The following is a 14,008-nucleotide window of genomic DNA, read 5'->3' on the forward strand; positions in this document are numbered from 1 at the left end:
ATGCTACTTGTAGTCTGTGGGCTCATATATGTGGGGCGCCGAAGATCTGGTGGCGTCGCTCGGTGGTTCGTCGTCCCGCGAAGACGATGGCCCGTACCGCGGTGTGGCGCTGCACGCGCGCTCGTCGGTGTTGCTAGCGGTTGGTGCCTATTCGAAGGCTATGATCGACGCCGTGCGTCGCGACATCGCTGACCTCGACGGGCTGGGTGCAGGGGCTCGGGATGCGGCAGCGGTCGGGTTTACGGCAACGGCCTGCATTCATCCCTCTCAGGTTGCGGTTGTTCGCGAGAGCTATGCGCCTACGGTCGAGCAGACCGCGTCGGCACGGGCACTTCTCGCCGCCGCGGAAACACAGCCTGGCGTCTTCACCTTCGAGGGTCGTATGGTCGACGGCCCCATCCTGCGGCACACGGAGTGCGTGGTGGCGCGGGCGAGGTTGCGCGAGGGTTAATCATTTTTGACGACTCGACCGGTGTAGGGTTTCGGCATGGCTGATGCTATCTCCGATCTCACAATAATTAGTGGTGCCCCAGGCAACTTTTCGAAAAGCGATAACCGCGCGTTCGTTCTCGGAGAGTGCCCAAACTGCGCTGGAACGCAACTCATTTTGCTTGGCTACAAAACGATATCCAGTCCGATTACGCGCTGGTTGAGGTGCGCAAACTGCGAACACGGGTTGGTTCAGAACGGCTCGAAGACGAGCCCGAGCACCCTTCCGCTGCGAGTTCCCAAAGGAGTTTCCGGGGGTGAACTCGAGCTTTGGAATGAGATTAGAGAGTGCCTAGGGGGCGGGACAACGACGGCTGCAGTTATGCTCTGTCGCAAACTCTTGCTACATATCGCAGTTTCGCAAGGGCTCCACGAGAAGGGCGAGAACGGCAGATCGCCCAACTTTCTCCAAGCAGTGAACCATCTTGAGAGCGAAGGCGTAATTACAAAAAAGATGCGTGTTTGGGTCGATCGAATTAAAGATGTAGGTAACGAGGCCAACCACGTCATTGCGTCGGTAAGTAAGGCTCAGGCAATGGACGTGGCAGAGTTCACCGAGCAGCTCCTTCGCCTTACGTATGAGATGGACTATCTGATTGAGAAGCGAGCGGAGCCTGAGGAATAAGGGGCAATAACGTAGCGAGCCCCTAGGAATCCAACTTCACGCTGCAGGGCTAATGCGGAGTTTTCTCCATTAATGAGCGCTCAATGTGTACTCGTCCCAACGTAACCACGAGGGCTACTCGCAATTGCTCGGCTGCCTCGACGAAGTCATCAGCTACAGACTGAGTCAGCTCGATGCCAGGCGCCCCATGGGCAACCTGATTGCGAATCGATTGAAGGTCCTTGGCGACGTTAGCTGCTTCTCTGCTTATGAGGTCGCTGGCGGATAGTTTGCGGATCACGCGAGGTACCGAACGGGCCTCTTGCCCAGACAAACCAAGGGAATGCCCAATTTTCTCGGTTACAGACTCGATGGCGGACCAGGAGCGGAGCATGCTGCCTGCGGCGGCATCGATGTCCTTCACCTTTTCGACTTTCTCTATCTTGGCGAGCGGATCCGATAACTCGGGAATCTCCTCGGACTCTGTGGCAGCCCGTTTCGCGCTCTCCTGTAATTTAACGCTCGCGCCAAACAAGCTTGCCTCCGTTATGCGAGCGAACACGCTAGTAAGCTGCCGCCGAAACACGAATACTCCGGTTATCGCTACGCCAGGCCAAGCAAGCGCCTGAAGGTATCTCAAAACCAGCTCTGCGATTTCCATGGGGCAATCATGACATGCCGAACACCACGACGGGCCCTATTCGTTCGCCTGCGTTCGCCGTGCGATAGCCTCCCACTATGGAGCCGAGTATCGAGCAAATCGCGAACGCGAAGCGAAAGATTCGCAAGTTTCTGGACCGCTCAGCGCCAGGACTGGGCGACCCGATATTGTCCCTACGCGATTCGGACAACGGACAGCTTCCAGCAATGAAACTTGTTTGGAAGAGCGAGGATGGGAAAAGCCCCAAACTTGACAGCATCACACGCACACAACTTGGGAAACGTGCCCTAGACAGCGTAATTGTTGAGTGTCGCGTCTTCTTTTTGGCAAAGGAAGATTGCTATCTGCCTGGCGTCGTGAAAGCGCTGCAGACGTTGTCTCCAGATAGGGCTCGTGCCCTCGATCCCTTGAAAAAACACGTCGGTTTAGTCATTCGCAACGGAGCACTTGTTAGCCCAGAAGGCGGAGCCGGCATGTACTCGGGTCGACTGGAAATGGACAACGGTGCGGGCCCCGGCAAGCTTCTCGGTAGCGATCAGATCGCGATGGACTACATCTACGGCATCGCTCTCCACGAGGACGAGGAAAGAATCGCTCGGTTGAATAACATCTCCGATATGGATTCGATCCGATTTGCGGTACTGATTCAGCTAGATCGAGTGCTTCGTGTGGTTGAAAACGTTCGAGCACAAGTCCTCGCCGACATTGGAGCCGAACATTTTATGCTCGAAGGACCTCGTTGATTGCCAGAACCGTCCACCATTTCATCTGCCATCAAAGATGCGGTCTATCGGCGACTTCGCTTTTAGTTCTGTATACCTCGGTGAAGAGGCGGCATGGCGCGACCGCTGGTGAGCTCCCACATCGAATCGGCCGAAGCATCCGGGGTCACCGCTGGCTTCGCGATGATGCGAACGTGACTCGAACTTATCGATTTCGTTTTAGGGAGTTCGGGGTTTCGTCGTAATAGTGATGCTCGACCGGCGCGCGCATCTCAGGATGTCACCGGCAAGCGACATGCTGTGGCTATGACTAGCGACATCGCCACCGAACCTATAACTGGCACTTCGAAGCGAACGCGAGTTTTTAACGTCGTATCTGATGGAATCACCGGCCTACTCGTAGTTATAATCATCTTTGCGCTGGTGGTTGGGTTTTCGATCGACGTTCTCGGGACGCCATTTGCTGTTGGGTTCGGTATTTGGGCTGCAGTTTGTGGCCTCGTATCGTTCCCCGCTCTCGCGGTGCTCGCGCTCTCGAAGCCTCGAATTCCGTTACGAGAGAGAAGCGCGTTAGCAGCTTCTGCGAGCTGGTTTGCGCGCGTTGTTTTCTCCGCTTTCGTGTTTGCGCTGTCAATCGTCCTTGGCTCGGTTGCTGGAGTGGTGGCGTCCAACGCTAGTAACGGAGGAGAAGACTTAGAGAGCGGGTTGGGGCTTGCATTTTCAGTGTTGGGTACCGCTGTGCTCTTCCCCACCGTCCTCGCCGCGGCTGCATTCGCATTTCTCGTAATGGGTACTCGCTGGTGTTGGGATCTAGGCAGTATCGTCACAGAAGGCCGCGGCGGGCACGTGCGTGCTCTAGTCGAGCGTCGATGGACGGGGCCTCTATCAATGTCGCCTAGATTGCACACGCTCGTCGACCTCTTCATCGAAGGAGGGTTTCTGGACGTGAGCCGCGTTGGGCTTGTTTTCACGCTCATCACTGTGGCGCTGAGCGTGGCATGCCTGCTGTCAGGTTTCTCAAACTAACGGCGTCATATCTCGGATCATTGCTTTTGCGGCGCGATTGGAAATATGGAATATTTAGCGCCAGCTCTAATTGTCTTGACCCCGGAGCACCATCTTCGTGCCGACTGTGATTTAGGTCACGTGTGCAGCGCTTGAGATCGCGTCGTTCCGGCCACCTCCCCGACTCAGACCATCGACCCCAAGTCTGACCCGCTCGACGGGTATGCGGCGGTTGTCGACTTGATTTTGCGTGTGGTGAGGCCGTTCTTCATGGCGTGAGCAATCGTGTTCGCGAGTTCGGCATAGTCGTGGCCGAGGAGGTGGGCGCCGATGATGCGGTCGGTGCTCTTGTCGACCAGAATCTTTGTCGCTCCGGTCGTTTCACCAATTCGGTAGTTGGAGAACCATCCGCTCGTGTCGGTGAATTGCACGTCAACGTCGAGGCTTACAAGCCGCGCAGCTTCTCTCGCAGCTGGTCAACAGTCGGTGCGCCGGCAAAGCCATCAGGGGTGACATAGCGGCGGCATGCAAACCCGACCGGCGCATCCGCTTGAGCAAAGGGATCGACACCATCGAAGAGGATGCTGGGCGACCCGCGAAAGCCCACACGCTCATCTTCTTCGACCGTGTCGACCAGGTGTCGGGACACCGTTATCCCCGGGAACTCTTCGACGAGCTCGCGGATGTGCTGATCGGCAACCTTCCAGTTGGGGCAGCCCTCGAAGAATTGCAGCGTGATTTCCATACCTTCACGGTAACCCCTGCAGTGTAGGTGAAGCTGAAGCGATGACGAACGCCGTGCCCGAACGCACGAACCAGAAACGTGATAGCGAACATCCAATATCACCTTTAAAGCAGCTAAAGTATATTAAGGGCATCAGCCACCCACGTTAGGAGCAGTCCACATGGCTTACGACGTCGACCTGCTCTGGAACCCTCACGATGCCGCACACCTCAGTCGCAAAGACCGAGCCCCCGGTCGCTACCGTGCCTACGTGCCCGACGAACTGGGGGACCAGCTTCCCCAGATAGGCCAAGAGGCACAGCAAGCCGCAGAAGATGCACTTGCGGTTCTTGCCCGAGCAGACGAGAGAATCGGCGCTCGCGGTGGATACCTCAATCACCTCCTGATCCGCTCCGAGAGCATCTCCTCCTCGTGGATCGAAGGCAACCGGGTCACCCCCAAAAAGCTTGCGATCGCAGAGTTGCTTCAGCAAGGCACGCGTGTCGCCTTGGACGTTGTCGCCAACGTTCGTGCCACGGAGGAAGCAATCGCCTCGCTCGCCGACCGAGAACGCCCCGTCACTACGGCTGACCTTGAACATCTGCAGCACGTGATTGAACCCGAGTTAGACGTGGGATTGCGCACTGAACAAAACTGGGTTGGTGGATCCGGCTGGAGCCCGCTCCGCGCCGATTTTGTGCCCCCGCCGGAATCGGAAGTGCGACGGCTCGTCGATGATCTCAGCCGTTTTGTGACCACAACACACGGGAATCCTGTGGCGCGCGCAGCGATCGCCCATGCGCAATTCGAGACCATCCACCCCTTTATTGACGGCAATGGCCGAACCGGGCGTGCCCTCATCCACACCGTTCTTCGCCGCACGGATGCTCTCAGAAACACGCTCATCCCCATAAGCACGGTCTTCGCCGGCGACATAAATGCTTACATAGCTGGGCTCACCGCGTTTCGAAAGGATCCACCCCGCCTAGATGACTGGATCATCGGATTCGCCAACGCCGCAGAGCTCGCCGCAGCAAACGCAGTGCGTCTCTCTGGCGACATCGCCGCGCTCGATGCTGAAATTCGAGACACACTGGTTCGGTACCGAAATGCCGAAGGCGTCTCACCGGCGACACCCCGTCGCGATGCCGTGATCCTCCGCATTCTCGACGCTTTGGCTACGGAACCAGTGTTAACGATAGAAACTGTCGCTGCGCGGCACCGGGTTTCTCCTGCTGCGGCGCACCGGGCGCTCGCGCAGCTGGCGGAGGCTGGCGTCCTAGGCCGCAACAAGGATCACAAAGGCAAGTTGATTTGTTGGACTGCCGATCGGCACCTTGCGCTCGTCGCGCTGACAGAACGCAGCAACCGTGTGGGTGCCGGAGATACCGAACACCAACGCCCGCGCCGCGGCCCGGCTGCGCCAGATCCCAATCAGACCGGGTTGCTGCGAGCAACCCCGAAGCACCAAGCAACCCCACGGAAAGTAAACAGGGTTCGCCTGAGGGACTTCGGCTAATCCTCAAACGTATTAACCATCGCGTGCGCAGCACGGTCGAGGTAGTCCCACATTTCGGCATCATGTAGCGGGGGCAGTTCTAGGGTGGTGAGAGCTGCCCGCATGTGGTGCAGCCACCGGTCACGAGCATCCGGGTTCACCTTGAACGGTTGGTGACGCAGACGAAGACGGGGATGCCCGCGCTCCTCGCTATACGTCGTGGGCCCGCCCCAATACTGCTCAAGAAAACCCGTCAGACGCTGGATGGCACCCTCCAGGTCGGGCTGCTCCGGATACATCGGCAACAGCACCTCATCGGTTGCCACACCAACATAAAATTCGCGCACCAGCTTCTCGAAAGTCTCCCGGCCACCGATCTGCTCCCACATGGTGTCGCGCGGCGCACTCATCGGCGCCGCCGGCCGAGTACTAAGGGGGAGGCTATTGCGTGGCTCAGGCTCAAGCTCAGTCATTTCTTGGGTTTCTCCTCGGGAAGTGTCACAGCTACGGGGCGCGTCTTGGGTGGTCGTGCACCGCGCACACTCGCCGCGCCATCAAACCCAGTCAACACGATCGAATTCAATGCCGGAAGTTTGACACCCATCTCGTCCAAAGACCTCTTGAGCCGACTGCGCAATTCACGCGCAACATCATCCTTAGTGGCGGATGCCGTCTTCACAACCAAGCGCACGACCACAGCTTCAGCCGAAATAGATTCAATGCCCCAAATCTCCGGCTTCTCCAAGATACGGGATTTCCACTTGGGGGTCGCGGCAAGCTCAGTTGCGGTCTGCAAGATCCGCTCTTGCACGGCATCCACATCCGCGTCATACGGCACAGCAAGGTCAATGATCACCCGAGCCCACCCCTGCGACATGTTGCCAACACGCGTGATCTCACCATTGCGCACAAACCACAGGGTTCCGTTAACATCACGCACTTGAGTAATACGGATGTCAACCGACTCGACCACACCAACGGCCGGACCCAAATCGACAATATCTCCAACCCCGAGCTGGTCTTCGGCCACCATAAACAGACCATTAAGCACATCTTTGACCACATTCTGTGCGCCGAAACCGAGACCGGCACCCGTCGCTGCGGTAATGAGTGCGAAAGCGCCCGTGGCTTGTGGAGCGAAGAGATTAAAGAGAAGAAGCAGCACCACGATCACGATGACGACCGTCACAATGCTCGACAGCACCCCGCCGAGGGTGCGCGTGCGCTGGACAACTCGAACCGCAGCCAGCGGAGAAGTGAGCAGCACCTGGGTGTCGTGAATGTTCTCTTTGTGCTTAACGCCGTTGACGATCCGATCGACAACACGCTTGATCACGAAGAGCAGGACGAAGCGCAGCACCCACGCACCCACAACGATCGTGAGGCCCTGCAGCAGGCGCGAGGCCTCATAAAAATCGCTGACGGCAGCCCACAGGCCACCCAACGTGAAATCTTCCATGCAGGGAGCCTAGCGAGCGACTGCTGAATAGTCGTCGCTAGGCTCCGGGATGCACGGGGTGTGGCGGCTGGGTGCTACGAGTTGTCGCGCCCCTGAACGATCAGCGCACGCTCCACACCCGCAAGGTTCTCCACGACAATGCGGCGCAGGGCCGGAACCTCGGGGTTTGCATCCAGCCATGCGGTGGTGGCATCCACGAGTTCTTTCGACGCCAAAGGTGCCGGGTAGAGACCACGGATGACGGTCTCAGCGATCGCATAGCTACGGTTCTTCCACACATCGTTGATCGCCGCAAAATACGGCTCCACAAACGTTTCGAGAACAGCCGGATCATTCACATGCGTGTACCCCATGGTGACATTGCGCACAATCGCGTTCGGCGACTTATCGCTCTCAACGAGAGAAGCGAAAGCAGCACGCTTACCCGCCTCGGTGGGCAGGGCAGCCCGCACCCGCGCGGCAGCCTGTTGACCGTTTGCCGTCTTGTCCTTCGCCAGGGCAGCATCGATCTCAGCCTCATCGGCAACACCATTGAGCACCAAACCTTCGAGCAGTTCCCAACTGAGGTCGGTGTCAATCTCCAGCCCATCAAGAGCTGTCGATCCACCCAGCAACGCCCGAAGTACCGTGACGTGTTCGTCGGTCGAAGCGACACTGGCGAAATACTTCACGAACTGGAACTGGGCATCAGAACCGGCCTCGGCGCTCTCAGCAAGCGCCCACAGCGTGTTGCCGATCTTCTCAATAGTCGCCGAGCGACGTTCAGGCGCAACGTACTGCTTGGCAACAAGAACGAGCTGCGCCAGAGTTGTGCGAATCGTGGTCGACTCGCTCTCCGAGGCAATGCTGCCAAGAACCAACGCAACATAATCGCTCGCAGCAGTCTCCGCATCGCGGGCAGCATCCCAAGCAGCACCCCACACAATGGCGCGAGCCAAAGGATCAGTGATGTTCGAAAGGTGCTTCATCGCAACCTCAAGCGAAGCATCATCGAGACGAATCTTCGCGTAGGCAAGATCGTCGTCGTTGATCAGCACAAGATCGGGGCGCTTCGTGCCAACCAACTCAGCAACCTCGGTGCGCTCACCCTCAACATCGATCTCGATGCGGTGGTGACGAACAAGCTTTTCGCCCTCAAGCGAGTAGTAGCCGATCGCCAAACGGTGCGGGCGAATCGTGGGGTAGTCGGCAGCCGCAGTCTGAACGATCGCGAAGCTCTCAACAGTGCCATCCTCGGCCGTCACGATTTCGGGGCGCAGCGTGTTCACACCAGCGGTCTCAAGCCAAAGCTTGCTCCACCCCATCAACTCGCGGCCACTGGTCTTCTCCAGCTCGACCAACAAATCCTTCAGCTCGGTGTTGCCGTAGGCGTGCTTCTTAAAGTACGCGGCGACACCGGCCATGAACGCTTCGAGCCCGACCCACGCCACGAGCTGCTTGAGAATCGAGCCGCCCTTTGCATAGGTGATGCCGTCGAAGTTGACGAGTACATCATCCAAGTCTTCTATGGAGGCATACACGGGGTGGGTGGAAGGCAGCTGGTCTTGCTTGTACGCCCAACTCTTCTCCATCGCCTGGAACGTGGTCCACGCGCCAGTCCACTCGGTAGCTTCTGCGGTCGCGATGGTCGACGCCCACTCCGCGAACGACTCATTGAGCCACAGGTCATTCCACCACTTCATGGTGACGAGATCGCCGAACCACATGTGGGAAAGTTCGTGCAGGATCGTCACAACGCGACGCTCCTTAATGGCGTCGGTCACCTTCGAACGGAACACATACGTTTCGGTGAACGTGACAGCGCCCGCGTTCTCCATAGCACCCGCATTGAACTCGGGTACGAACATCTGGTCGTACTTCTCAAACGGGTACGGGTACTGAAAGTGCTTCTCGAAGAACTCGAAACCCTGCTTCGTCTTCTCAAAGATGTAATCCGCGTCGAGAAATTCGCTCAGCGACGCACGAGTGAAGATACCGAGCGGGATGACGCGGCCATCGCTCGAGGTGAGCTCATCGCGAACCTCGGCATAAGGACCCGCGACGATCGCAGTGATGTAGCTCGACATGATCTGTGTCGCAGGAAAAGCCCACGTAGCGTTCTCGCCATCCACCGCCGGCACGGGAGTGGGGGAGTTGCTGATGACCGCCCAGCGCGCCGGTGCCGTCACCGTGAATGCGAACGTTGCCTTCAGGTCAGGCTGCTCAAAGACCGCAAACACGCGACGCGAGTCGGGAACCTCAAACTGCGAGTAAAGGTACACCTCGTCATCAACGGGGTCGACGAAGCGGTGCAGGCCCTCACCGGTGTTGGTGTATTCGGCATCCGCCACAACCTCAAGAACGTTGTTCTCAGCAAGATTGTCGAGCTGGATGCGCACACCATCGTTCACGGCGGCAACATCAAGCGCGGTGCCATTGAGGGTCACCGAGTGCACGGTGCGAGTGATCGCATCAATGAACGTGGATGCGCCAGCAGTGGCACTGAAACGAACAGTCGTGCTGCTCTTAAACGTCTCGGCGCCTGCCGTGAGGTCGAGGGCGATCTCGTAACGGTCAACGTTAACAATTGCTTTACGCTCGTGGGCTTCAACACGGGTGAGGTTCTCTCCAGGCACGGACAACTCCTTCGTTTGGGGGCGGTTTGTGACCGCACATACCTACCTTATGCCGCGCCCCACAAATGTCTGCACCAGTGCTCACACACGACCGTAGACTGGTCGAATGCGCATCCATATCGCGACCGATCACGCCGGCCTAGAGTTCAGTGCAACCCTCCAACAGCACCTCACTGATGTCGGCCACGAAGTCATTGACCACGGCCCCGCTGAATATGATTCCCTGGATGATTACCCCGGCTTTTGCATCGCCGCAGCACGGGCTGTTGCCGCCGATGAGACCGCCGGTATCGAAGCACTCGGCGTCGTCTTCGGCGGTTCGGGCAACGGCGAGCAGATCGCCGCCAACAAGGTCACGGGCATCCGCGCCGCCCTCGTCTGGAATGACTCGACGGCAGCCCTCGCCCGCCAGCACAACGATGCCAACGTCATCTCCATTGGCGCACGCCAGCACACCGTTGACGAAGCCACCCGCTTCATTGACCTCTTTATCGCCGAGCCGTTCTCGGGAGACGAACGACACGTGCGGCGCATTGCCCAGCTGGGCGAATACGAAACAACCGGCGCAATCGCTGCGCACCCCCTCGAGCCGTAATGCCAGAGGGGCACTCCGTACATCGCATTGCGCGACAATTTGCGTTGCACTTCGTCGGCAAACGCGCAGCGGTCTCATCACCCCAGGGCCGTTTCGCCGCGGGCGCTGAACGCATCGACGGGCTCCGGATGCTCAGCGCCAAAGCCGTGGGCAAACAAATGTTCCTCGAATTCGAGCACGACCGGTGGCTTCGCGTGCACCTCGGGCTTTACGGAGCCTGGGATTTCTCGGGGGACTTCACCGCGGATGCCACCACGGCATCCGCCTCCGGCCGGATGGGACAAACCAACCAGCACGGCACCGTCGTCGGCGAGCACGAAGATTCACTCGCGAGCATCGGTGCACCACGGCGCACCCGGTTGCGGATGTCTGAGCAAGAAAAAGCGAGCGAAGAAGTTGCTGACTTTCCGCCGGAGCCGATCGGGGCCGTGCGAGTGCGTCTACTCACGGGTGATACCTGTGCCGACCTGCGCGGCCCCACCGCGTGTGAAGTGCTCACACCGGATGAGGTTCAGGTCGCGCTCAACAAACTGGGCCCCGACCCCCTCGTCGATGACGTGGGGGAAGCCGAAGAACGCTTCGTTGCGACCGTGAGCAAAAAACAAACGGCCATCGGGCTACTGCTGATGGATCAGTCAGTCGTGAGCGGCATAGGCAATGTTTACCGTGCCGAAATCCTGTTTCGCGCGCGGCTCGACCCGCACACTCCCGGAAAGCTCATCCCAGAAGAACTGCTGCGAGAACTGTGGCGCGACTGGGCACAACTGCTCAAGATTGGTGTCTCAACCGGCCAGATGATGACCAGGGAAGGCCTCACCGCCGACGAATACGCTGCGGCGCTTGCGAATCGTGCCGATCGCCACTGGGTGTACCACCGCGAAGGCTTGCCCTGTCGCGTCTGTGGCACCAACATCGTGATGGAGTTGGCTTCGGCGCGCAAACTGTACTGGTGCCCGAGTTGCCAAGCGCCGCTAGCGTCTTATCATCAGGGAGGCTGACATGCGACACACACCGACCTACATAATTTGCGACCAGCAAGAAGTTCGACGTCTCATCGGCGAGCACCCGTGGGCCACGATCGTGTCTCCCACCTCAACCGGAATGGTCGCATCGCACTATCCGGTGATGCTGGAAGAAAACGACGACCGGATTAGTCTGGTGACGCACTTCGGGCGCCCCGATGACACCCTTCACGAACTGGGCCAGCATGAAGTTCTTGTCATCATCCAAGGCCCCCACGGCTATATTTCGTCGAGCTGGTACCCCGAAGGTGACAACATTCCCACCTGGAACCACGCAACAGCACACCTCTACGGCACCCCCGAAATCTTGAGCGACGAAGAAAATTTTCGTGTGCTCAGTGAACTCGTCGACCACTTCGAACATCACGTTGAGCATCCGATCAGTCTCAGCGACGATGAGGCCGGTGCTCGCCGCACGGCCAAGGGAACGGTGGGGCTCCGCATCGTGATTGACCGGTTCGATGCCCGCATGAAAATGAGTCAAAACAAGAAGCCTGAAGTTCGAGAGCGCATTGTGGGTGAGTTGAGTTCGAATGGCACGTACGCTAGCCCAGAACTGGCCGCAGAAATGACAAGGGCTTCACCGAGTGAAACTGAGTAACGCCCGCATCGTCGGTGATGATGCATCTCGTCGTGTTGATGTGTTTATCGACGGAGGAAGAATTGCCGCAATTGAAGAGCACAACACGGTGCCCGCACAGATTCGCAACGATGCACCCGCACGTGCAAGTGATGACGTCGTTGACCTTGATGGTCGCTGGATCATGCCGGGGCTCTGGGATCAGCACGTGCACTCCAGCATGTGGGCCCAGCAGTCGCAACGGCTCGACCTGAGCCACACCACCTCCGCTACCGAGGTCGCAGTCACGATCGCTACCTCAGTGCTTCCGCACTCCGATGGGCTCATTGTTGGTCAAGGGTTTCGGGATGCACTGTGGCCCGACCAGCCCACACGGGCACTGCTCGATTCGGCAGTCTCCGACATCGCCGTCGTACTGGTCAGCGGCGACCTGCACTCCTGCTGGCTCAACAGCCTCGCGCTAGAGCGGTTCGGTTTCTACGAACACCCGACCGGATTTCTTCGAGAGGAAGAAGCATTCGAGGTCGGTAGTGCACTCAGCCGCGTGGAACCAGAAATTCTTGATGTTTGGATTCGGGATGGCGCCCAAGAGGCAGCATCCCGCGGCGTAGTCGGCATCGTTGATCTTGAGATGACATGGCAGTTCGACAACTGGCACCGCCGCATGCTGGCAGGTTTCGACCTCTTCCGGGTGCGCGTTGGTGTGTACCCACGCTTCCTGGAACGCGCAATCTCAGAAGGTCTCGCGACCGGCCAGCAATTGGCGCCACTGCTTGAGGTTGGCCCATTCAAGATCATCACTGACGGCTCGCTCAACACGCGCACCGCATACTGCGTCGAGCCGTACCCCGGCGATGGCGAGAACAGGGGAGTGCTGAACATTCCCACTGATGAACTAATCGACTGGATCCGCACCGCAAGCGACGCCGGGTTCTCACCAGCAGTCCACGCAATTGGCGACGACGCCAACCGGCTGGCACTTGACGCTTTCGAGGAAATCGGATGCGGTGGCCGGATTGAACACGCCCAGCTGATTACTGAAGAAGATTTTCCCCGTTTCGCCGCTCTCGGCATTGTCGCCAGCGTGCAGCCCGAACATGCCATGGATGATCGTGATGTGGCAGACGCCTACTGGGCGGGGCGTAACGACCGCACCATTGCGTTGCGGGCACTGCTCGATGCGGGTGTCAAACTCCTGATGGGGTCGGATGCACCCGTGGCTCCGCTTGACCCGTGGGCGACGATTTCCGCTGCGGTGAGTCGCAGTCGCGATGGGCGAGAGCCCTGGCATCCGGAGCAGTGCATCACCGTGGCTGAAGCGTTGCAGGCATCAGTGCAGTCGTCCATCGCGGTCGGTGAGGTCGCTGACATTGTGGTGACACGAAAAAACCCGCTCGACTGCAGCGGAGAAGAGCTGCGAGCGATGCGGGTTGACGCGACGATTCTTGATGGCCGCTTCACTCACAACGAATTGTAAGAAAAGCGGCCACCAGAAACGTTATTTGGTCGCGAGGTGGGCGAAGAGGAACCAGCGGTCCTTCTCCAGCCCGCGAGCGATTTCGATCGCGACATCTTCGCTCACCTTGTCGAGCTCACCCAGCTCATCAACGGCGGTGCGCACGGTTACCAGCGTTGCATCGATGGCCGCAATTACTTCGGCAATAGTGTCATCCGACTGCTGAAAACCAGCCGTCATCGAGGGCGTGCTCGCTTTCGCGGCGACGGTCTGGGTGCGTGCATCGATGGGGAGGCCCAGAGCCACGACGCGCTCGGCGGCGGTGTCAGCGAACTCACGAGCGTGGTCGACAATACTGTCGAGGAGTTCGTGAACAGCCTGGAAGTTCGCGCCGCGTACATGCCAGTGAGCCTGCTTGCCATCAATGGAGAGAGCGATGAGGTCGGTGACGACGGGGCCTAAAAACTGGGCAACACCCGAGGTGACGTCAGGGTCTGCTGAGGTCTGTGGAACTGCTTTAATCTCGGTCATTTGTGCTCCTTCGTTGTTCTTCTAGTACAACGCTACGGCGACACAAA

15 protein-coding genes and 1 pseudogene are annotated in these 14,008 nt (G+C 58.7%); 9 read left to right on the forward strand and 7 right to left on the reverse strand.

The features are described 5' to 3' along the window. Nucleotides 1-16 precede the first annotated feature (16 nt). A pseudogene (locus FB472_RS12815) lies at nt 17-451 on the forward strand (aldolase/citrate lyase family protein); the annotation flags it as partial. 36 nt (nt 452-487) lie between these two features. Continuing rightward, complete coding sequence (locus FB472_RS12820) at nt 488-1,114, forward strand: DUF4145 domain-containing protein (protein ID WP_141991217.1); 627 nt, start codon at nt 488-490, stop codon at nt 1,112-1,114. Between the two features lie 49 nt (nt 1,115-1,163). Here the strand turns inward: FB472_RS12820 and FB472_RS12825 are convergent, their stop codons facing one another. Further along, nucleotides 1,164-1,754 (reverse strand): hypothetical protein, encoded by a 591-nt coding sequence (locus tag FB472_RS12825; protein ID WP_141991218.1) that lies wholly within the window; start codon nt 1,752-1,754, stop codon nt 1,164-1,166. Nucleotides 1,755-1,831: 77 nt separating this feature from the next. On the opposite strand from FB472_RS12825, the gene FB472_RS12830 reads away from it, so the two are divergent. Together FB472_RS12830 and FB472_RS12840 are read left to right on the forward strand one after the other, a co-directional pair. After that, nucleotides 1,832-2,497 carry a hypothetical protein gene (locus tag FB472_RS12830; RefSeq protein WP_141991219.1) on the forward strand — a complete coding sequence of 222 codons (666 nt, stop codon included), beginning with the start codon at nt 1,832-1,834 and terminating at the stop codon, nt 2,495-2,497. 285 nt (nt 2,498-2,782) lie between these two features. Next, complete coding sequence (locus tag FB472_RS12840; protein ID WP_141991220.1) at nt 2,783-3,502, forward strand: hypothetical protein; 720 nt, start codon at nt 2,783-2,785, stop codon at nt 3,500-3,502. A gap of 164 nt (nt 3,503-3,666) precedes the next feature. On the opposite strand, the gene FB472_RS12845 is transcribed toward FB472_RS12840, so the two are convergent. Together FB472_RS12845 and FB472_RS12850 are read right to left on the reverse strand one after the other, a co-directional pair. Continuing rightward, on the reverse strand, nt 3,667-3,912 hold the full coding sequence (locus FB472_RS12845; protein ID WP_215730446.1) for a hypothetical protein: 246 nt from the start codon (nt 3,910-3,912) through the stop codon (nt 3,667-3,669). 14 nt (nt 3,913-3,926) lie between these two features. Beyond that, nucleotides 3,927-4,226, reverse strand: a complete 300-nt coding sequence (locus FB472_RS12850; protein WP_141991221.1) for a thioredoxin family protein — start codon at nt 4,224-4,226, stop codon at nt 3,927-3,929. Between the two features lie 160 nt (nt 4,227-4,386). Between FB472_RS12850 and FB472_RS12855 the strand changes: the two genes are divergently transcribed. Continuing rightward, nucleotides 4,387-5,724: a Fic family protein gene (locus tag FB472_RS12855; protein WP_141991222.1), complete on the forward strand. Its 1,338-nt coding sequence runs from the start codon at nt 4,387-4,389 to the stop codon at nt 5,722-5,724. Here FB472_RS12855 and FB472_RS12860 read toward each other — a convergent pair. The 3 genes from FB472_RS12860 to pepN all read right to left on the reverse strand — a co-directional run bounded on the left by FB472_RS12860 (nt 5,721) and on the right by pepN (nt 9,777). After that, nucleotides 5,721-6,113: a globin gene (locus tag FB472_RS12860; protein WP_141991586.1), complete on the reverse strand. Its 393-nt coding sequence runs from the start codon at nt 6,111-6,113 to the stop codon at nt 5,721-5,723. The genes FB472_RS12855 and FB472_RS12860 overlap by 4 nt on opposite strands. 59 nt (nt 6,114-6,172) lie before the next feature. Next, entirely contained in the window at nt 6,173-7,162 is a 990-nt protein-coding gene (locus FB472_RS12865; RefSeq protein ID WP_141991223.1) for a mechanosensitive ion channel family protein, read from the reverse strand. 74 nt (nt 7,163-7,236) lie between these two features. Further along, nucleotides 7,237-9,777 carry an aminopeptidase N gene (gene pepN / locus FB472_RS12870; protein ID WP_141991224.1) on the reverse strand — a complete coding sequence of 847 codons (2,541 nt, stop codon included), beginning with the start codon at nt 9,775-9,777 and terminating at the stop codon, nt 7,237-7,239. A 106-nt stretch (nt 9,778-9,883) separates the two neighbouring features. On the opposite strand from pepN, the gene FB472_RS12875 reads away from it, so the two are divergent. The 4 genes from FB472_RS12875 to FB472_RS12890 are packed head-to-tail and all read left to right on the forward strand — an operon-like array spanning nt 9,884 to nt 13,451. After that, entirely contained in the window at nt 9,884-10,372 is a 489-nt protein-coding gene (locus FB472_RS12875; protein ID WP_141991225.1) for a ribose-5-phosphate isomerase, read from the forward strand. After that, entirely contained in the window at nt 10,372-11,370 is a 999-nt protein-coding gene (locus tag FB472_RS12880) for an Fpg/Nei family DNA glycosylase (RefSeq protein WP_141991226.1), read from the forward strand. Before FB472_RS12875 ends, FB472_RS12880 begins: the two co-directional genes overlap by 1 nt. 1 nt (nt 11,371) lies before the next feature. Further along, the gene (locus FB472_RS12885; RefSeq protein ID WP_141991227.1) at nt 11,372-11,995 is read left to right on the forward strand and encodes an FMN-binding negative transcriptional regulator; all 624 of its coding nucleotides are present in this window, start codon (nt 11,372-11,374) and stop codon (nt 11,993-11,995) included. Next, on the forward strand, nt 11,982-13,451 hold the full coding sequence (locus tag FB472_RS12890; protein ID WP_141991228.1) for an amidohydrolase: 1,470 nt from the start codon (nt 11,982-11,984) through the stop codon (nt 13,449-13,451). Before FB472_RS12885 ends, FB472_RS12890 begins: the two co-directional genes overlap by 14 nt. 21 nt (nt 13,452-13,472) lie before the next feature. Here FB472_RS12890 and FB472_RS12895 read toward each other — a convergent pair whose 3' ends face one another. Then, on the reverse strand, nt 13,473-13,961 hold the full coding sequence (locus FB472_RS12895) for a Dps family protein (protein WP_021808906.1): 489 nt from the start codon (nt 13,959-13,961) through the stop codon (nt 13,473-13,475). Nucleotides 13,962-14,008 lie beyond the last annotated feature (47 nt).

This window comes from Rhodoglobus vestalii (assembly GCF_006788895.1).
GTDB lineage: Bacteria > Actinomycetota > Actinomycetes > Actinomycetales > Microbacteriaceae > Rhodoglobus > Rhodoglobus vestalii.